Source organism: Phaeobacter sp. JH20_29, assembly GCF_048056175.1.
Classification (GTDB): domain Bacteria; phylum Pseudomonadota; class Alphaproteobacteria; order Rhodobacterales; family Rhodobacteraceae; genus Phaeobacter; species Phaeobacter bryozoorum.
In genome coordinates, this window is record NZ_JAYMWO010000009.1 from 270,847 (window position 1) to 288,851 (window position 18,005).

Here is an 18,005-nt window from a genome sequence, read left to right on the forward strand (position 1 = left end):
GATTGACAGACCCGCAATCACCCGGCAAAAATATTGGAGATTTTCCAAAATAGGGATCAAAGCATGTTTGGTCGGCGCCCCCGCTCGGAGGAAGATACGGTTGTCGCCGTGCTGGCGGCAGCGCTGCGGCGGGATATTTCCTTTGGCGTGCTGCGACCGGACCAGAAGCTGAAGATCGAAGCGCTGCGCCAGAGCTATGGCGGCTCCAACCATTCGATGCGCGAGACCCTACGGATGCTCAGCGCCGAGGGGCTGGTGGAGGCCACCGCCCAGCGCGGTTTTCGCGTCACCTCGGCGACCGAGGATGACCTGCGGGACATTCTGTTCATGCGACTGGAGGTGGAACGGCTGGGCCTGAGGATGGGGCTGGAGCGCGGCAACGTCCAGTGGGAGGGCCGGGTTCTGGCGGCGCATCACGCGCTGCGCCGCACCGAGGAAGCGCTGGTTGAGGAGGCCAATGACGCGCTGGCGCTGGATTGGGACATGGCCTGCCGGAACTTTGCCGCGGTGCTGGTGGAGGCCGCGCAATCGCCCCGGCTGTCGGATATGCAGCTGAAATTCTACGATCAGTCCCGCCGGTTCCGACTGGCGCAACTGCGCGAAGGGCGGCTCGATTTTGCCACCCGCGCGCGACAGCAGCAGGTGCTGGTCGAGGCTGTGCTGGCCCGCAATACCGAGGCCGCCATCGCGGCGCTGGAGATCTATGTGACCGGCGATATGGGCGGCTAACAGCGGGCTGCGGTCAACGCGCGCCGGAAACCGAGACTAGATATCAGCGGGCCTGACCGACCCGATGGGACACCAACATAAGAGGGAGGATTTGAGAGATGACCAATTGGACACGCCGCCGCACGCTTGCAGCACTTGGCGGTGCTGCCGCAGCTGCGGGGCTGGCGACACCGGCGCTGGCAAGCAATCGCAAGATCGTGCTGGGGGCGCTGCGCTTTACCAGCCATTCAGCCAGCTTCATCGCGCAGGAGCGCGGATATTTCACTGATGCGGGCCTTGACGTGGAGCTGCGGTTTTTCCAGGCGGCCTCGCCGATGTCGGTGGCGATTGCCTCGGGCGATGTGGATTATGCGATCACCGCGATGTCGGGCGGGCTGATCTCGCTGGCCGATCGCGGTGCAATCAAGGTGATCGGTGGCGCCTTGTCGGAGGAGCCGGGTATCGACGGGCAGAAGATTCTGGTCTCCGACGCCGCCTATCAGGCCGGGGTCACCAGCCCGGCGGCGCTGGACGGCAAGAGCTTTGGCATGACCACCGCCGGTTCCTCGTTCCACTACATGGGGTCGCGGATGGCGCAGAAGGAAGGTGTCTCGCTGTCCTTCAAGCCGCTGCAAAAGGTCGGTGCGATCATCGGCGCGCTGAAATCAGGGCAGATTGATGCCTGGTCCATCGTGCCTCATATCGCCAAGCCGCTGGCAGGATCGGGCGCTGTGCATATCATCGGTGATGTGGCGGACTATCTGCCCGACTATCAGGTGACGACGGTGTTTACCTCGGCCAGCAATGCCAGCGGTGAGCAGCAGATGACCCGCGATTTCCTGAGCGCCTACAGCCGCGGTGTCTCCGATTACAACGCCACCATGATCGACCGGGCCAGCGGTGATGCAGGCGTCGACCAGATGGTCGATCTGATCCACAAATATGTCTACGCAGATCGCCCCCGCGAGAAAGCCGCCAAGTCGATCATCAATGGCACCATGCGTCTGAACGAAGGGGCGGCGATGAACACCAGATCGCTGGCGGATCAGCTGGCATGGTTCCAGGCCGAAAAGCTGGTGGATGCGGATATCACGCTGGAGACGATCATCGACTCCAGCTACGTCGACACCATCGGCTGATCACCGGACCGGTGACGCACAACTGACAGTGCCGGTGACCCAGACCGGCACCAGCGCCGGGGCGGCCTGCCCCGGCCCTCTCATGCGCGGAGCAAGACTATGGATATTCGCCTGTCCGGGGTGGGCCATGCCTATGACGACATCCCGGTCCTACGGGACATCACGCTGGAGATCCCCAGCGGCAAGATCATCTGTATCGTCGGCCCCTCCGGCTGTGGCAAATCCACCCTCCTGCGGTTCATCGGCGGGTTGGAACGCCCTAGCCAAGGCGAGGTCCTGCAGGTGGGGCAGCCGCCCGAGGGCAGTCTTAATCCGCTGACTTATGTGTTTCAGGATTTTGCCCTGCTGCCATGGCGCACGGTCCGGGGCAATATCAGCCTGGTGCTGGAGGATCACGGCATTCGCGGCGCGGCAGCGGCACGGATCATCGACGATGTTCTGGCGCGCACCAAGCTGAGTGATTTTGCCGAGGCGCTGCCCAAGCAGCTGTCGGGCGGGATGAAACAGCGGGTGGCAATAGCACGGGCGCTTGCCGTGAACCCGGCAGTGATGCTGATGGATGAGCCGCTGTCGGCGCTGGACAGCCAGACCCGCGAACTGCTGATGGATGATCTGGTGGCGCTGTGGACGCGCACGCCCTTCACCGCCGTCTATGTCACCCATAATCTGGCTGAAGCGGTGCGGCTGGGTCATGCCATCGTGGTCTTGTCCCGCCGTCCCGGCCAGATCCGCGAGATCGTGGAACTGGACACGCCGCTGGCCGAGCGCGAGTTTGGCGATGCTGAGCTTGAACAGAAACAGAAATACCTGTGGCAGCTGATGCGTGACGAGGCGCGGGCGGCGGATGCGGAGCTGATGAATGTCTGACACCCAATTGGCCGGGGCGCAGCCCGGCAAGACGGCGGGCACCCCCGCAACACCGACGATCCGCCCGGTCCAGTTTCGCGGCGGCGGCTTTGCCCCTCGCGGCGGGCGCTGGGTGGGCGGGCTGGTCTTTGTGCTGCTGTTGCTTCTGGCCGAACTTGGCACCCGTCAGGGCTGGATTTCCAACCTCACCCTGCCGCGCCCCAGCGATGTGCTGGCGACGTTGCGGGAGCTCTATGCCACCGGCCTGCTGTGGACCCACGTCAGCGTCTCGCTGTCGCGATTGGTCGTGGGCGCGGCCTTGGGGGCCAGCGTCGGTATTGGCGTCGGGCTGATGATCGGGCTGTTTTCCTATGTGCGCGCGGGGCTGGTGCCCTTGGTGGCGGCGCTATTTCCGATCCCGAAGATCGCGCTTTTGCCGCTGTTTGTGATCTGGTTCGGCATTGATGAGGGGTCCAAATATGCGCTGATCGCCTTTGGCACCTTTACGCCCACCGTCGTGGCCACCTATGGCGCGGTGGACAATGTCGACCGCTCGCTGATCCGCATGGGGCAGAGTTTCAACCTGTCGTGGCTGTCGATTGTCCGCAAGATCGTGCTGCCGGGGGCGATGCCCGGTATCCTGTCCGGCCTGCGCATCAGTCTGGCGATTGCCATCATCCTGCTGGTGGCCGCTGAAATGCTGGGGGCGGAGCATGGCATTGGTGCGTATATTCTGGAGGCCGGGTCGCTCTATGATCTGGAGCGGCTGTTTGCCGGTGTGGCGATCCTGTCGGTACTGGGGGTGCTGGTCAGCAGCCTGATCGGGCTGATCGAACGCCACCTGCTGCGCTGGCGCAGCTGAGCGCGACCGAGTCGCGCATGTGACCCGCCCCTGCCTGTCGCAATCGCATAGAATCGAGGCCAATGGCGCCAAAACGCGCCAATAATCTCAAAAGCGCGGCAATCTGCGCCTCACAAAGCCCATGCCGGCAATTGCACCCGCGCGCGACCTGATTTACACGGGGGCCATATGAATGGCTGTTGTCCTTGCGGGCTGCCGGTCTGTCAGACCAGTTCTGACCCAAGATGACCGCCCGCCGCATCCTCACCGGGCAGCAGCACCCCGTCCATCAGGTGCAGCGCCGACCGCTCACCCAAGTTTCCGATATCGCTGAAAAAAGGTTGTGGAATATGGCAGAAAATTCGACCCCCGACATTTTGTATACCATCGTAGACGAAGCCCCCGAGCTGGCCAGCGCCTCTCTGTTGCCGATCATCCGCAGCTTTGCGAATGCGGCGGGCGTCTCCGTCGGGACCAAGGACATTTCGCTGGCGGGCCGCATCCTTGCGACCTTCCCCGAAGCGCTGAGCGACACCCAGCGTCAGAGCAACGATCTGGCCGAACTGGGCGAGCTGGTGAAGACCCCCGAAGCCAATGTCATCAAGCTGCCGAATATCTCGGCCTCGGTGCCGCAGCTGACCGCCGCGATTGCCGAGTTGCAGGCGCAGGGGTTCGACATCCCCGACTATCCGGCGGACCCGGTGACCTATGCGCAAAAAGAGATCCGCGCGCGCTATGACACCATCAAGGGCTCGGCTGTGAACCCGGTGCTGCGCGAAGGCAACTCGGACCGTCGCGCCGCCCGCGCGGTGAAGAACTTTGCCCAGAACAACCCGCATTCGATGGGCAAATGGTCTGCTGACAGCAAGACCAAAGTCTCCTCGATGCCGGGCAATGATTTCTACGCCAACGAAGTCTCCGCCACCATCTCCGCCGCGCAGGCCGGGACCGCGAAGATCGAGTTTGTCGGCAAGGACGGCGCCGTTACCGTGCTGAAGGACAGCTGGCCGCTGGAAGAGGGCACCGTTGCCGATGCAACCTTCATGTCGGCCAAGGCGCTGTCTTCCTTCCTGACGGATGCGATTGAAGACACCAAATCCGATGGCACCATGTTCTCGCTGCACATGAAAGCCACCATGATGAAGGTCTCCGACCCGATCATCTTTGGCCACGCGGTGAAGGCATGGCTGGGCCCGGTCTGGGACAAATACGGCGCTGAAATCGAAGCGGTTGGCGGCTCGGCGAACTCGGGCCTTGGTGCGGTTCTGGCAACCATCGACGGCCTGCCCAATGGCGATGCGATCAAGGCAGAGATCGCCGCGCTGGACCGTCCGTCCATGTATATGGTGGACAGCGACAAGGGCATCACCAACCTGCATGTGCCCTCCGATGTGATCATCGACGCCTCCATGCCTGCGGTGATCCGTGCCGGTGGCAAGGGCTGGGACGAAGCGGGCAACAAGGGCGACACCAACTGCGTGATCCCCGACCGCTGCTATTCCACCGTCTATGACGAGAGCATCAATTTCTTCAAAGCCAATGGTGCGCTCGACGTGACCACCGCAGGCTCCGTCGCCAACGTCGGTCTGATGGCGCAGAAGGCAGAGGAATACGGCTCGCACCCGACCACCTTCGAAGCGCCCGCAGATGGCACCATCCGTATCGTGCTGGCAAATGGCGAGACGCTGCATTCGCACGAGGTCGAGGCCGGTGATATCTGGCGCGCCTGCACCGTGAAAAAGGCCCCGATCGAAAACTGGATCCAGCTGGCGATGGACCGTCAGCGGCTGACCGGTTCCGAGGCGATTTTCTGGCTGGACGCCAACCGCGCCCATGACGCCGAGCTGATCAAATACGTGCAGCCCGTGCTGAACGCAGCTGGCGTGGCGGATAAGTTCCAGATCATGGCGCCGCGCGAAGCCACCCGCCAGAGCCTTGAAACCATCACCGCAGGCAAGGACAGCATCGCCATCACGGGCAACGTGCTGCGCGACTATCTGACCGACCTGTTCCCGATCCTGGAGCTGGGCACCTCGGCCAAGATGCTGTCGATTGTGAAGCTGATGAACGGTGGCGGGTTGTTTGAAACCGGGGCCGGCGGCTCTGCGCCCAAGCACGTGCAGCAGCTGGTTGAAGAAAACCACCTGCGCTGGGACTCGATGGGCGAATTCTGTGCTCTGGGTGAATCGCTGAACTTCCTCGCCGACAGCAAGGGCAACGCCAAGGCTGGCGTGCTGGGTGCCGCCGCCGAGGCGGCGACGCAGGGCATTCTGGATCACAACCGCTCGCCCTCGCGCAAGGTGGGTGAGCCGGACAACCGCGCCAGCCACTACTGGTTTGCCCGCTACTGGGCCGAAGCGCTGGCCGCACAGGGGGATGACGCCGAACTGGCCGCGCATTTCGCGCCCATCGCCGCAGAGCTGGCGGCCAAGGAAGAGCAGATCCTGTCGGAGCTGGCCGAGGTTCAGGGCAAGGCGGTTGATCTGGGTGGTTATTTCCACACCGATCCGGTGAAAACTGCCGCCGTCATGCGCCCCAGCGCCACGCTGAACGGCATTATCGGCTGATCACGCATCGCCGTGATCGGGCGTCATGCTGCCCCTAGACCATAGAAAACGCCCGGAGTGATCCGGGCGTTTTTTTCGTTCAGACTGCAAAGCCTCGGGGGAAAGTGTCAGGGCGGATCAGCCGACCATGTCCAGCGCTTCGACCGGGTCGTCGCGTTTGGATCTCGCCGCCTCGACCAGCGCGCGAAAGAGGTTCAGATGGGCGGGCTGGTAGAACAGATGCTCAGGATGCCACTGCACCCCGACTGCAAACCGACGGCCCGGATCCTCGATCGCCTGCACCATGCCGGACTGATCGCGCCCGGTGACACGCAGCCCCTGCCCGAGGCTGCTGACCGACTGACTGTGCAGCGCGTTGACCTTCAGCTCAGGCACCCCGAGGATACGCCGCAGTGTGCTGTTGTTGGTGATCGTGACCTTCTTGCGGGGGAGCACTGTCTTGTAGTTTTCCAACCCGTAAAAGGCATAGGCATCCTGATAGAGCGCGCCCCCGCGGGCTACATTCAGCATCTGCGCCCCGCGACAGATCCCCAGAAGCGGAACATCCTGTTGGGTTGCCTGCCGCACGATATCAGCCTCAAGCGCGTCGCGCTCGGGGTCCAGACGGACCTCCGGCATGATCTGCCCCTTGTAGAGCGTTGGGGCAATGTCGTCTCCGCCACCGATGACCACACCATCCACCTGCGCCAGATCGGCGGCGCGGCCGCTTTGCCAGCGCACGGCGCGGCCACCGGCCAGCCAGATGTTCAGGGCCATCAGCGGAAAGATCCGCCAGCCGCTGCGGCGCGAAACGGTGACTGCGATGACCGGTTTCATGCGGCGTCTCCTCGTGCTGCGGTGTTCAGGACGTCGGCCGCGTGTTTGGCCCATTCGCGGTTCAGCAGCTGTTCGCTGCGCGGGCGGCTCCGCCAGGCCTTGATCAGCTGGTCGAGCCGGCCGTCGCGGGCGATCTGTTCCAGCTCTGCCCAGCGGTTCCATTCCTGGCTGATGGACCACCCCGGCTGGCCCAGACGGCAGTCCGGCAGACGGTAGTGATAGGCCGGACGGGCGGCGGTTTTGTCATCCTCGCCCAGCGCGGCGCGCACGCGATCGGGCGCGTAATCGGCCAGCAGTGGCAGCAGATCCAGCGCGTGGTTTCTATCCGCCGCATGGTCGAGATAGAGGTCGCAGAGCGCCTCCATCGTCTGTGGCGGGTGCTCACAGAGGGCATCAATCAGCGCCGCCGGATAGGGCGCGATAAAGGGCTGCACCCGGCGCGACACGTCGATGCCCGGGCTGCGGCGCAGCACCGGATCCAGCAGAGCAAAGGCGGTAAGCACCGGGACGATGTGATCCGCCGTCATATCCGCTACTTCGACATTCAGATGTACGCCAAAGCCGTTCAGCACGCCGTCCTGCGTGCCCGTGGCCCCCGCCTCTGCCAGTTTGGAACACAGCCGATCCAGCTGCGGCAGCTGCGATTGCGCCAGCGGCGGGGTCACGATTTCAACAGGGATTAGCGGCTCCGCGAGGGAGAACAGCGCCTTGCCCAGCCCGTGGACTTCGGTCCGGTAGCGGCTGTCCAGATAGACCTCGACATCGCCCAGCCGGGTGTTCTTGACGTGCGGTTTCGGGCCGTCGGTATCATCCTGCGCGTAGATGTCGCCGCCAAGTTCGCGCTGGACAATGTCCTGCGCCTCGGCGGCGGAGAGGCCACCGAACTCGATCTCGACGCCGACCTTGCGATCATCGGCGGCGGTGCGGGCCCCAGACATCTGCGGCAGCGATTTGACAGCGTCCTGCGCATCCGCGCGTCCCGCCGACCGGCCGTCAAGGGGAGAGGCAAAACCCGCCTCGGTACTCAGATCACTTTCCAACATAATGGGCTCCGTGCTCGCTCACAGACCCAACGTCACCGATGCAAAAATGTTCCACCCCTGCGGGCGCGGGCACGATCCTCTCGCGTTTTTTACGCTGCTTTGTTGATGGGGCGATCGGTCGAAATCCGCCGCGGGACAAGACAGGCCCCGTCGGATTAGCATTCAGATCAACAGCATCCAGAGGCCGACAGCCGCCAGCAGCAGGGCAAACCCCCGGTTCATCTTGCGCGCCCGATCATCGCGGAAGATCCGTCGTGCAAGCCCCTCGCCGATCCATGTCCAGATCGAAAAAGCCACCAGATTGTTCAGCGTGAAGATCAGCGTGATGATCATGACCAGCCCCAGCTGTCCCGAAAAAAGAAGGGACGCTGCATCATCGGCGGTGCGCGCAGGATCAGCGGGCGCCAGAAACTGGCTGAACATCACCGCAATGATCACATAGGCCTTCGGGTTCAGCAGCAGCAACACCACACCATCACCAAAGCGCGCCGGTCGCGCCTGTGCCCCTGAGGCCGCCCCGTCGGCGCCCCACATGCCCCAGGCCAGCCACAGGACATAGGCCGCCCCGGCCAGCGTCAGCCATCGAAACACCTCCTGCGAGACCGCCTGAGCCAGCAGGGCGCTGGATCCGATCAAGAGGGTCACCAGCGCCGTGGCGATATGATAGCCGGCCGTGGCCGGGATCATGGCGCGCATCCCGAACCGCGCGCCGTTGGCGGCAAAGAACAGATTACCCGGTCCCGGGCTATAGGCCAGCGGGAACAGAAACACGAGCAGGGCAAGCGTCGTCTCAAGGGTCATATCAGTCTCACATGGCAATGCTCATCCTGACCTAATTGCACCGGCCATGGGTCGCGACCCGGATCCTGCGCATAATATTGCGGTCTGCGGGAACACTCCGCCCGGCTGCGGCGTTCTTTCCCTGTCTCCCGGCGGCCAGAGCCCTGGCGGGGAGGCTCAGCCCAGATAGGTCAATCAACCGGAGAGCCGCTATGCCATCCATCTATGACGCCATCAAACAGGACCATGACGCCCACCGCGAGTTGCTCGCCTCGATCGAGGACAGCAAGGTTGAGGCGCGCGGCGCCCTCTGGAAACGCTTCTACGAGGATGTGAAAAGCCACGCCGCCGCCGAGGAAGAAACCTTCTACTCAAAGCTGATCAGCCAGACCTGGGGTCAGGATGCGGCCCGCCATTCCGTGCATGAGCACCAGCAGCTCGACGATCTGATGGAAGAGCTCAACGTGATGAAAATGTCCTCCGACCTGTGGATGAGCAAGTTCCAGCAGCTGAAGCACGACTACGAACACCACATGGAAGAAGAGGAAAACGAGGTGTTTACCCGGGCCAAGGAGATCATCTCCGATGAGGAGATCGAAGGCTATGGCACACGTTTCCAGAAGCGCAAGGAAGAGGAACGCGGCCTGATTGACGAAAAACGCGAGGACAGCCTCGAAGACTGACGGCAGCGATCCCGGGCAGCCCGACGTCAAGCCCTACGTCCAGCCCGGTGCAGGGAGGCAGATCCGGGCGGGGACCTCTCGGCGCCGCACGCATCATACCGCCGACAAGAGAGAGCCGGCCGCCGCGCGGCTCTCTGTGTTGTCTATCCATGAGAGCCTGCGGGTCGGCGGGCAGGACCGCCTCGGCCTTCAGCGGCGATCAGAGCTGTCGCGCAACCGCCAGCGTTGCCATGGCGGGCAGCGTCAACAGCTCTTTCGCCTGCGCAACCCGCGCCTGCGTGTAGTACCCCGGCTCGTGCAGGATATTGATGGTCGCGGCCAGTTCCCCCTCCAGCAGAACCGGCAGGTTGATCACCGCGCCACAGCCCAGCGCGCCGATCAGCTCGGCGTCGGGAAACACCGCGTCGATCTCTTCCAGCGTATTCGCAACGAAACTGCGGTGCTGACCGTGGACGATATCGAACCAGCTGTTCATCTCGATCGGTTTGGTGCCGGAGGTCGGGTAATTCACACTGTCGTCGGTATAGGTGCGACAGGCCAGCATCGCGCCCATATCCACCGTCATCACGGTGAACAGCTTTGCCCCAACGGTGGCCTTGGTCAGCGCGCAGAGTGCATCATAGGCCGCCTCGGCCGTTGTGGCGGCGGCCAGCGCGTTGGTGAAATGGCGCAGCGCCTCGGCGGAGGTATCGTCTGTTCGGCGGCTGCGCATGTTATCGTCGGGCATCGGGTCTGTCCTTTGGCATGGGGTCGGGTCTGCTGTCGTGATTGATGGTCAGTCCGGCAGCTGTCACACGGTCAGCTCCGCGCCACCGCTGGCGGCATAGAGCGCCTGAGTATAGGGATCGCGAAAGGCGCCGTCATGCAGCGCCTCTGCCGGGGCGATCTCGACAATGCGCCCCTTGTTCATCACCGCCATACGGTCACACATAAAGCTGACAACCGGCAGGTTATGGGTGACCATCAGATAGGTCAGCCCCTGCGCATGGCGCAGCGCCTTCAGCAGGTTCAGGATCTCGGCTTGCACGGACACATCCAGCGCCGAGGTCGGCTCATCCAGGAGCATCACCTTGGGCTCCAGCATCAGCGCCCGCGCAATCGCGACCCGCTGGCGCTGCCCACCGGACAGTTGATGCGGATAGCGAAAGCGGAACCGCTGGTCGAGGCCGACAGCGGCCAGTATCTCTGCCACGCGGGCGTCGCGCGCGCCGATGCCATGCACCCGCAGGGGCTCCCGCAGCACCCAGTCGACCGGTTTGCGCGGGTGCAATGATCCGTAGGGATCCTGAAACACCATCTGGCAGGTTCGGGAAAACGCGCGATCAATCCCGTGGCTACGCGGCTGGCCCAGAACCGAGATCTCGCCGGTCCAGTCAGGCGCAAGCCCGGCAATCGCCTTCAGCACGGTGGATTTGCCAGATCCGCTTTCGCCGACCAGGGCAAAGCTCTCCCCCTCGGCCACATCCAGGGTGACGCCCTGCACCACCCTCGTGTCGCCGTAGGAAATATCGAGGTTTTTCAGAGATATCGCTGTCATGTGCCACTCCAGCTTGATCGGTCCAGCACAGGCAGCGTGTCGCGGGTTTCCTTCATCCGGGGCACCGCTGCCAGCAGACCTTGGGTATAGGGGTGGCTGGCTTTGTGCAGATCAGCAGCGGCGCAGCTTTCGACCACGCGGCCGGCATTCATCACCATGATCCGGTCGCAATAGCGCGCCACCAGATTGAGATCATGGCTGATCAGGATCAAGCCCATGCCCTTGTCCCGCACCAGATCGTCAATCAGATCCAGCACCTGCGCCTGTACCGAGACATCCAGCGCCGAGGTCGGTTCATCCGCGATCAGCAGATCCGGGCGCGGGATCAGCATCATCGCGATCATCACCCGCTGCCCCATGCCGCCCGAGACCTGATGCGGATACATCTGCGCCACCAGTTCGGGGTCGTTGATGCGCACCGCCTCCAGCATCTCCAGCACGCGGGCGCGGGTGTCGCGGCGGCTGAGACGTTCGTGGACATCCAGCGCCTCGGCGATCTGTGCGCCGATGGTCATCACCGGATTGAGCGAGAATTTCGGATCCTGCATGATCATCGAAATCCGCGCGCCGCGTATATTGCGCATCTGACGTTCGCTGAGGGTTTGCAGCTCCTGCCCCTCCAGCGCCAGCCGGTCCGCCGTCATCTGGCCCGGGCGGCGGATCAGCCGCAGGATCGCACGGCCGGTCATGGATTTGCCCGATCCGCTCTCGCCGACGATACCGAGGCGTTCGCGGCCCAATGTGAAGCTCAGCCCCTTGACCACCTCTACCCGCCCCTGGGGTGTCGGGAAGCTGACGCGGAGGTTGTCGACCTCCAGCAGGGGTGTGGACGTGGATTGGCTCATGACTTGCCCCCCTGTTTGGGGTCCAGCACATCGCGCAACCCGTCACCAAGAAAACAGAAGCCAAGGCTGACAACGATGATGGCAATGCCGGGCATGGTCGCCACCCACCATTGGTCCAGAATGAACACCCGCCCGCGCGAGATCATCGCGCCCCATTCCGGCAGCGGCGGCTGCGCGCCCAGACCCAGAAACCCAAGACCCGCCGCCGTCAGAATGATCCCGGCCATATCCAGCGTCACCCGCACGATCATCGAGGAGGTACAGAGCGGCAGCACGTGGTGCAGGATGACCCGGCTGTGCGAAGCCCCCAGCAGGCGCGTCGCGGCGATAAATTCAGCGTTGCGGAAGGTCAGCGTTTCGGCCCGTGCGATGCGGGCATAGGCAGGCCATGCGGTGATTGCGATGGCGATGATCGCGTTTTCGATCCCCGGCCCCAAGGCGGCAACAAAGGCCAGCGCCAGGATCAGCTTGGGCATCGACAGGAAGACGTCCGTTATCCCCATCAGGATGCGGTCGATCCAGCCCCCGAAATAGCCCGAAATCGCCCCGATGATCAGCCCCAGCGGCGCCGATATCACCGCCACCAGCGCCACGATCATCAGCGTGATGCGCGCGCCGTAAACCACGCGGGAGAAGATATCGCGCCCCAGCTCATCGGTGCCCATCCAATGGGCGGCAGAAGGCGGTAACAGGCGCGAGGACAGGTCCTGCCCCACCGGGCTATGCGGCGCGATCCAAGGCGCCAGCGCGGCTGCAAGAATAAGGATCGTGATGATCAGTGCCCCCAGCACCGCCAGCGGGTTGCGCATGAGCGCCAGCGTCATACGATAGGCGCGCCCTGCGGTGGCCTGGGTCCGTGTGGTGGGGGAGTCGTCCAGCAACCAGTCGCGGCTCAGCATCACAGGCTCCTTGGATCAAGAACCCGGTACAGCACATCCGAGATCTTGTTGATGAAGATGAAGACCGCGCCAATCACCAGCGTCGAGCCAAGCACGGCATTCATATCCGCATTCAGCAGCGCCACGGTGAGGTAATTGCCGATGCCGGGCCAGCTGAACACCGTCTCAATCATCACCGACCCTTCCAGCAGAGCGGCATAAGAGAGGCCGATTACCGTGATCAGCGGCACCCGGATCGGTTTGAACCCATGCACCCAGATCACTTTCCATTCCGGCACGCCTTTGACGCGGGCGGTGGTGATGAACTCCTGACTGAGCTGGTCCAGCATGAAGCTGCGGGTCATACGCGCGATATAGGCGAGGCTGAAAAACCCGAGGATGGCCGCAGGCAGCACCAGATGCGAGAGCGCGTTCCAGAACACCTCGGTGTCGCCGACCAGCAGACTGTCCACTAGCAGCAGGCCGGTGACCGGCTCGATCAGCCCATCATAGAAGATATCGACCCGCCCCGGTCCGGCGACCCAGCCCAGACCCGCATAAAACACCGCCAGACCAACCAGCCCCAGCCAGAAGGCGGGCACCGAATAGCCCAGCAGCGCAAAGACGCGGATGATCTGATCGACCCAGGTGCCCTGTCGGGCGGCGGCCCAGACGCCCATGGGCACGCCCATCATAACACCAATCAGTATGCCAAGCGTGGCCATCTCCAGCGTGGCGGGAAACACCCGCGCGAGGTCGGACACGACGGGCCGGTTGGTGGAGACGGAACGCCCCAGATCGCCCTGAAACACATCGCCCACATAGGATAGGAACTGGATCACCAGCGGCCGGTCCAGCCCCATGGCAACCCGCGCCGCGTCATATTGATCCTGTGTCGCGCGGTCGCCGACCACGGACAGAACCGGATCAATCGGCACCACACGGCCAATGAAAAACGTGATCGCCAGAAGCCCGAGAAAGGTCAGCGTCGACACGATGGCAAAACCGGCAAGCCCCTGCCCCCAGCGCAGAATTGCGCGCCGTTTCTGTGCTGCTCTGGTCAAGATATCCTGCCCTCCACATGGTCGATCCGCACCGCATCCGATCGGCGGACGGTCGGCGCGACACCATCAGGCATAAATATTATTTTTCTCGATAGCAAAATTTTTTTGCTTCACAATAATTTTTTTCCTAAGCTGCCCGAAGCAAGCCCAAACCGAGAGCCACCGATGACCCCTGCCAGCCCTGCCGCCAAACCCGCCAAGACCCGCAGCAGCACAGGGCCGATGCTAGGCGCGCTGATCCGCAAGCGGCGCAAGCAGATGGGGCTGACGCTTCAGGCGCTTGGCGATACCGCCGGGGTGTCGGTGGGCTATCTGAGCCAGGTGGAGCGCGACAACGCCACCCCGACGCTGGGCACGCTGGCGCAGATTGCCGCAGCGCTGGAGGTGGGGCTGGAGTATTTCATCGCCACGCCCAAGCCGTCGGATGCGCTGACGCGGGCGGCAACGCGCACGCAGTTTTCACTGGCGGGATCGTCACTCACCTATGAGGCGCTCGGCGCGCAGTTTCCGGGTGCGGAGCTGTCCAGCTACATCCTACATGTCCCGCCCGGATACGTCTCCGAAGAGGTCAGCCACGAGGGCGAAGAGATGCTTTATGTGCTGGAGGGCGAGATCGACCAGTCGCTGGACGGGCAGGTGTTCCGCCTTACCGCCGGCGACAGCCTGCATTACAGCGGCCTTACCTCACATTCCTGGAGCAATCCGACCGAACAGCCCGCGCGGCTGTTGTGGACCGGCACGCTCAGCGTTTTGCACAGCAAGAATACCCCCAACCTGCCGTGACCCGGATCGCTCCCCAGTGGGCAGAGCCGATGCGGCAGACAACAAGACATCAAAACAGGGAGACTGACATGAAACTCGTGAAATCCGCCTTGCTGGCCAGCGTGATGGCCCTGCCCTTGGCGAGCGGCGCTGTTGCAGACACGCCCGCCAATGCGCTGATCGTGGCGCAGAACATCGACGATATCGTCGCCATTGACCCCGCACAGGCCTATGAGTTCACCTCGGGCGAGCTGGTGACCAACCTCTACGACCGGCTGGTGCAATATGACGCCGAGGATCCCACCGTTCTGGCGCCGGGCCTTGCCAGCGCCTGGGACATCGACGCGGAGGCCAAGACCATCCGCTTTACCCTGCGCGATGATGCGGTGTTCCACTCGGGCAATCCGGTGCGCAGCGAGGACGTGGTGTTCTCGCTTGCCCGGGTGATCAAGCTGAACCTGACCCCCGCCTTTATTCTGGCGCAGCTGGGCTGGACGGCGGAGAATGTCGATCAGATGGTCACCGCAGATGGCAATAGCATCACCATCAAATACGAAGGCGATTTCTCACCCGCCTTTGTCATGAACGTACTGGCCGCCCGCCCCGCCTCGGTGGTGGACAAAGAGGTGGTGATGGCCAATGCCGTGGACGGCGACATGGGCAATGGCTGGCTGAATGAAAACGCCGCAGGCTCCGGCCCGTTCAAGCTGCAGGGCTACCGCCCGGCGCAGATGGTGCGGCTGGCGGCAAACCCCGCCTATTTCAAAGGCGCGCCGAAGATGGAGAGCGTCATCATCCGCCATGTGGCCGAGGCGGCGACGCAGGAACTGCTGCTGGAATCCGGCGATATCGACATGGCCCGCAACCTGACGCCCGATCAGATCCGCGGCTTTGACAGCGACGCCATCAAGGTGGAGACCTACCCGCAGGCCGCGGTGCATTTCCTGTCCTTCAACCAGAAGACCGACAGTCTGACCGATCCGGCCGTCTGGGCGGCCGCGCGCTATCTGGTGGATTACAAGGGGATGACCGATACCATCATCAACGGCCAGATGGAGATCCATCAGGCGTTCTGGCCCAAGGGCTTTCCCGGCTCCTACGATGAGACCCCGTTCGGCTATGACCCGGAGCGGGCCAAGTCCATCCTCAGCGACGCCGGGATCAAAACCCCGATCACCGTCTCGCTGGATGTGATCAACGCGGCCCCCTTTACCGATATGGCGCAGTCCCTACAGGCCAGCTTTGCCGACGCCGGGATCAACTTTGAAATCCTCCCCGGCACCGGCAGCCAGGTGATCACCAAATATCGCGAGCGCAGCCATGAGGCGATGCTGCTCTACTGGGGCCCGGATTTCATGGACCCGCATTCCAACGCCAAGGCCTTTGCCTATAATTCCGACAACTCGGACGACAGCTATGCGGCGACCACCACCTGGCGCAACGCCTGGGCTGTGCCGGAGGAGATGAACGCCAAGACCAAGGCCGCCCTCACCGAGGCAGATCCTGAAAAACGGCTGGAGATGTACCGCGAATTGCAGGCCGACGTGCAGCAAAGCTCCCCCATCGTGATCATGTTCCAGGCGGCCTATCAGGTGGCGATGGACGCGGATGTCTCCGGCTATGTGAACGGTGCGACCTCTGATTTTGTTTTCTACCGTCTGGTGGAAAAGAACTGATCCCCGGCGCCCCCTGGTGCCTAGGCCTGTCCCCTGTCTGACGGGGGCAGGCCGCTCGGGGCCGGTGCTGACATGAGCCGGCCCCTTTTTCCAATGTCGACCGCAATCAAGACGCCCCGCCCCTCACAACCGGGCGCGCGGCAGGAGCCAGATAGATGACAACGCCCCCCTATGCAGACCGGCTGAACCGGCTGCGTCACCGCATGACAGAAACCGCCACCGATCTGGTGGTGCTAGGCCCCTCCAGCCATATGATGTGGCTGTCGGGTGTGAACCCCCATGGCGACGAACGCCCGGTGATGCTGATGGTCAGCCAGAGCCATGCGGGATTTCTGATGCCGGCGCTTAATGCTGATGCCGCGCGCACGGCAACCGACCTGCCATTTCGCTGCTGGTCGGATGACGAAGGCCCGGATGCGGCCCTTGCCACGCTGCTGAGCGACTGCGATGCCACAGCTGGCGGCCTGTCGGTGGTGCTGGATGAAACCATGCGCGCCGATTTTGCCCTGCGGGTTTTGGATGCGATGGACGCGCCCAGCCGCCGCTTTACCGATGATACAGTTGGCCTGCTGCGCGCGATGAAGGACGCCGCGGAATATGACGCGCTGAAGGCTGCGCATCTGTTGAATGATGCCGCCGTGACCGAAGCATTCTCCCGTCTCGAACAAGGCATGAGCGAGCTGGATGTGCAGGCGATCCTGCATGAATATTACAAGGCCCATGGCGCCAGCGCGGAATTCACCATCGTCGGCTTTGGGGCCAATGGCGCTTTCCCGCATCACCACACCGGTGACACAAGGCTGAGCCGCGATATGGCTGTGCTGATCGACACGGGATGCCGTCTGAATGGCTACCCCTCTGACATGACCCGCTGCGGCTGGTTCGGCACACCGGAAGCGGAATATGAGCAGGTGTTCGAAGTGGTCGAGGCCGCGGTAAAGGCAGCTGTTCAGGCGGCAAAACCCGGCGTTCGCGCCAGTGAGGTCGACCGTGCCGCCCGCGATACCATTGCCGCCGCCGGCTATGGGGCGCAATTCCTGCATCGCACCGGCCACGGGCTGGGCATCGACGTGCATGAACCGCCCTATATCACCGCGACATCGGAGGTTGAGCTGCGCGCAGGCAATGTGTTCTCGATCGAACCGGGGATTTACCTAAAGGACCGTTTTGGCGTGCGTCTGGAGGAGATCGTGATCCTGCGCGAAGATGGCGCCGAGATCCTGTCAGAGATGCCCCGCAGCATGCAGCGGCGCTGACTGATCAGGCTCCGAAAAAACGGTCGGCGCCCCGGTTTCTGGTGGCGCCGATCAGACTTCGCTCTCCAGCAGCTCGTCGATCAGGGACAGCAGCTCGATTGGTTCAAAGGGTTTGGTCAGCGAAGCCGTGGCCCCAAGATCACGTGACGTGACCAACAGATTCTCCAGCCCCGGGGCTTTGGTTGCACCGGACATTGAGATAACCGGCGGGATCTTGTGGCCCTCTCGGGCACGCCCCTGCATGAAGGCAAGCAGGATCACGCCGCCATCCGGCACCGCACGGTTGTTTTTCTTTACGATCAGATCGGCGATTACCAGATCGAAGTCATATTCATCGTATTGCGCAATGGCCTGAGTTGCGTCCGCGCAGAAGATCGGGAAATGCCCGGCCCGCTCCAGCGAGACCTGCAACAGGTCGGCAAAAACCTCGTCGTCTTCGAGAACCAGAAGATTTGCCATCGCATTCCCTTTTCAAACGGACCAGTACCACATAACTGCGCCGAAACGCCGACCGGATTGCTGATGTTTCCCATGCCGCATCGGTTTTAACGGCCAGCCCGGGAT

At 63.0% G+C, this 18,005-nt stretch carries 18 protein-coding genes; 9 read left to right on the forward strand and 9 right to left on the reverse strand.

All coding sequences use genetic code 11. From position 1 onward, the window contains the following. Window positions 1-63: 63 nt before the first annotated feature. The 5 genes from VWZ85_RS07375 to VWZ85_RS07395 all read left to right on the forward strand — a co-directional run bounded on the left by VWZ85_RS07375 (window position 64) and on the right by VWZ85_RS07395 (window position 6,101). Entirely contained in the window at window positions 64-729 is a 666-nt protein-coding gene (locus VWZ85_RS07375) for a GntR family transcriptional regulator (RefSeq protein ID WP_340547478.1), read from the forward strand. Between the two features lie 98 nt (window positions 730-827). Further along, a complete protein-coding gene (locus VWZ85_RS07380) occupies window positions 828-1,847 on the forward strand; it encodes an ABC transporter substrate-binding protein (RefSeq protein WP_416587595.1) in 1,020 nt (339 codons plus the stop codon). A gap of 99 nt (window positions 1,848-1,946) precedes the next feature. Further along, the gene (locus VWZ85_RS07385; protein WP_416587597.1) at window positions 1,947-2,714 is read left to right on the forward strand and encodes an ABC transporter ATP-binding protein; all 768 of its coding nucleotides are present in this window, start codon (window positions 1,947-1,949) and stop codon (window positions 2,712-2,714) included. Beyond that, window positions 2,707-3,555 (forward strand): ABC transporter permease, encoded by an 849-nt coding sequence (locus VWZ85_RS07390; RefSeq protein ID WP_416587599.1) that lies wholly within the window; start codon window positions 2,707-2,709, stop codon window positions 3,553-3,555. The genes VWZ85_RS07385 and VWZ85_RS07390 overlap by 8 nt, the downstream gene beginning before the upstream one ends. Window positions 3,556-3,884: 329 nt before the next feature. Continuing rightward, window positions 3,885-6,101 carry an NADP-dependent isocitrate dehydrogenase gene (locus tag VWZ85_RS07395; protein ID WP_416587634.1) on the forward strand — a complete coding sequence of 739 codons (2,217 nt, stop codon included), beginning with the start codon at window positions 3,885-3,887 and terminating at the stop codon, window positions 6,099-6,101. 117 nt (window positions 6,102-6,218) lie between these two features. Here the strand turns inward: VWZ85_RS07395 and VWZ85_RS07400 are convergent, their stop codons facing one another. The 3 genes from VWZ85_RS07400 to VWZ85_RS07410 all read right to left on the reverse strand — a co-directional run bounded on the left by VWZ85_RS07400 (window position 6,219) and on the right by VWZ85_RS07410 (window position 8,761). Continuing rightward, on the reverse strand, window positions 6,219-6,917 hold the full coding sequence (locus tag VWZ85_RS07400; RefSeq protein WP_416587601.1) for a gamma-glutamyl-gamma-aminobutyrate hydrolase family protein: 699 nt from the start codon (window positions 6,915-6,917) through the stop codon (window positions 6,219-6,221). After that, window positions 6,914-7,960, reverse strand: a complete 1,047-nt coding sequence (locus tag VWZ85_RS07405) for an amidoligase family protein (protein WP_416587602.1) — start codon at window positions 7,958-7,960, stop codon at window positions 6,914-6,916. The genes VWZ85_RS07400 and VWZ85_RS07405 overlap by 4 nt, the downstream gene beginning before the upstream one ends. Before the next feature lie 162 nt (window positions 7,961-8,122). Continuing rightward, window positions 8,123-8,761: a LysE family translocator gene (locus VWZ85_RS07410; protein ID WP_416587604.1), complete on the reverse strand. Its 639-nt coding sequence runs from the start codon at window positions 8,759-8,761 to the stop codon at window positions 8,123-8,125. A gap of 191 nt (window positions 8,762-8,952) precedes the next feature. Between VWZ85_RS07410 and VWZ85_RS07415 the strand changes: the two genes are divergently transcribed. Further along, a complete protein-coding gene (locus VWZ85_RS07415; RefSeq protein WP_340547486.1) occupies window positions 8,953-9,423 on the forward strand; it encodes a hemerythrin domain-containing protein in 471 nt (156 codons plus the stop codon). 199 nt (window positions 9,424-9,622) lie between these two features. On the opposite strand, the gene VWZ85_RS07420 is transcribed toward VWZ85_RS07415, so the two are convergent. The 5 genes from VWZ85_RS07420 to VWZ85_RS07440 all read right to left on the reverse strand — a co-directional run bounded on the left by VWZ85_RS07420 (window position 9,623) and on the right by VWZ85_RS07440 (window position 13,747). After that, on the reverse strand, window positions 9,623-10,150 hold the full coding sequence (locus VWZ85_RS07420; RefSeq protein WP_416540922.1) for a GAF domain-containing protein: 528 nt from the start codon (window positions 10,148-10,150) through the stop codon (window positions 9,623-9,625). A 63-nt stretch (window positions 10,151-10,213) separates the two neighbouring features. Next, window positions 10,214-10,960 (reverse strand): ABC transporter ATP-binding protein, encoded by a 747-nt coding sequence (locus tag VWZ85_RS07425; RefSeq protein ID WP_416587607.1) that lies wholly within the window; start codon window positions 10,958-10,960, stop codon window positions 10,214-10,216. Further along, window positions 10,957-11,805: an ABC transporter ATP-binding protein gene (locus VWZ85_RS07430; RefSeq protein WP_340547489.1), complete on the reverse strand. Its 849-nt coding sequence runs from the start codon at window positions 11,803-11,805 to the stop codon at window positions 10,957-10,959. The genes VWZ85_RS07425 and VWZ85_RS07430 overlap by 4 nt, the downstream gene beginning before the upstream one ends. Continuing rightward, window positions 11,802-12,704 (reverse strand): ABC transporter permease, encoded by a 903-nt coding sequence (locus VWZ85_RS07435; RefSeq protein ID WP_416540923.1) that lies wholly within the window; start codon window positions 12,702-12,704, stop codon window positions 11,802-11,804. Before VWZ85_RS07435 ends, VWZ85_RS07430 begins: the two co-directional genes overlap by 4 nt. Continuing rightward, the gene (locus VWZ85_RS07440; RefSeq protein ID WP_416587609.1) at window positions 12,704-13,747 is read right to left on the reverse strand and encodes an ABC transporter permease; all 1,044 of its coding nucleotides are present in this window, start codon (window positions 13,745-13,747) and stop codon (window positions 12,704-12,706) included. The genes VWZ85_RS07435 and VWZ85_RS07440 overlap by 1 nt, the downstream gene beginning before the upstream one ends. Window positions 13,748-13,912: 165 nt before the next feature. Here VWZ85_RS07440 and VWZ85_RS07445 point away from each other — a divergent pair, with 165 nt between their 5' ends. The 3 genes from VWZ85_RS07445 to VWZ85_RS07455 all read left to right on the forward strand — a co-directional run bounded on the left by VWZ85_RS07445 (window position 13,913) and on the right by VWZ85_RS07455 (window position 17,441). Next, a complete protein-coding gene (locus VWZ85_RS07445) occupies window positions 13,913-14,530 on the forward strand; it encodes a helix-turn-helix domain-containing protein (RefSeq protein ID WP_374015532.1) in 618 nt (205 codons plus the stop codon). A 68-nt stretch (window positions 14,531-14,598) separates the two neighbouring features. Beyond that, on the forward strand, window positions 14,599-16,185 hold the full coding sequence (locus VWZ85_RS07450; protein WP_416587612.1) for an ABC transporter substrate-binding protein: 1,587 nt from the start codon (window positions 14,599-14,601) through the stop codon (window positions 16,183-16,185). Between the two features lie 155 nt (window positions 16,186-16,340). Then, window positions 16,341-17,441 carry a M24 family metallopeptidase gene (locus tag VWZ85_RS07455; protein WP_416587614.1) on the forward strand — a complete coding sequence of 367 codons (1,101 nt, stop codon included), beginning with the start codon at window positions 16,341-16,343 and terminating at the stop codon, window positions 17,439-17,441. Between the two features lie 51 nt (window positions 17,442-17,492). Here VWZ85_RS07455 and VWZ85_RS07460 read toward each other — a convergent pair whose 3' ends face one another. Next, window positions 17,493-17,900 carry a response regulator transcription factor gene (locus VWZ85_RS07460; RefSeq protein ID WP_416587616.1) on the reverse strand — a complete coding sequence of 136 codons (408 nt, stop codon included), beginning with the start codon at window positions 17,898-17,900 and terminating at the stop codon, window positions 17,493-17,495. Between the last annotated feature and the right edge of the window lie 105 nt (window positions 17,901-18,005).

Coding starts and splice junctions, on each gene's coding strand:
- VWZ85_RS07375 (WP_340547478.1), top strand. CDS start 64: ATGTTTGGTCGGCGCCCCCGCTCGGAGGAAGATACGGTTGTCGCCGTG.
- VWZ85_RS07380 (WP_416587595.1), top strand. CDS start 828: ATGACCAATTGGACACGCCGCCGCACGCTTGCAGCACTTGGCGGTGCT.
- VWZ85_RS07385 (WP_416587597.1), top strand. CDS start 1,947: ATGGATATTCGCCTGTCCGGGGTGGGCCATGCCTATGACGACATCCCG.
- VWZ85_RS07390 (WP_416587599.1), top strand. CDS start 2,707: ATGTCTGACACCCAATTGGCCGGGGCGCAGCCCGGCAAGACGGCGGGC.
- VWZ85_RS07395 (WP_416587634.1), top strand. CDS start 3,885: ATGGCAGAAAATTCGACCCCCGACATTTTGTATACCATCGTAGACGAA.
- VWZ85_RS07400 (WP_416587601.1), bottom strand. CDS start 6,917: ATGAAACCGGTCATCGCAGTCACCGTTTCGCGCCGCAGCGGCTGGCGG.
- VWZ85_RS07405 (WP_416587602.1), bottom strand. CDS start 7,960: ATGTTGGAAAGTGATCTGAGTACCGAGGCGGGTTTTGCCTCTCCCCTT.
- VWZ85_RS07410 (WP_416587604.1), bottom strand. CDS start 8,761: ATGACCCTTGAGACGACGCTTGCCCTGCTCGTGTTTCTGTTCCCGCTG.
- VWZ85_RS07415 (WP_340547486.1), top strand. CDS start 8,953: ATGCCATCCATCTATGACGCCATCAAACAGGACCATGACGCCCACCGC.
- VWZ85_RS07420 (WP_416540922.1), bottom strand. CDS start 10,150: ATGCCCGACGATAACATGCGCAGCCGCCGAACAGACGATACCTCCGCC.
- VWZ85_RS07425 (WP_416587607.1), bottom strand. CDS start 10,960: ATGACAGCGATATCTCTGAAAAACCTCGATATTTCCTACGGCGACACG.
- VWZ85_RS07430 (WP_340547489.1), bottom strand. CDS start 11,805: ATGAGCCAATCCACGTCCACACCCCTGCTGGAGGTCGACAACCTCCGC.
- VWZ85_RS07435 (WP_416540923.1), bottom strand. CDS start 12,704: ATGCTGAGCCGCGACTGGTTGCTGGACGACTCCCCCACCACACGGACC.
- VWZ85_RS07445 (WP_374015532.1), top strand. CDS start 13,913: ATGACCCCTGCCAGCCCTGCCGCCAAACCCGCCAAGACCCGCAGCAGC.
- VWZ85_RS07450 (WP_416587612.1), top strand. CDS start 14,599: ATGAAACTCGTGAAATCCGCCTTGCTGGCCAGCGTGATGGCCCTGCCC.
- VWZ85_RS07455 (WP_416587614.1), top strand. CDS start 16,341: ATGACAACGCCCCCCTATGCAGACCGGCTGAACCGGCTGCGTCACCGC.
- VWZ85_RS07460 (WP_416587616.1), bottom strand. CDS start 17,900: ATGGCAAATCTTCTGGTTCTCGAAGACGACGAGGTTTTTGCCGACCTG.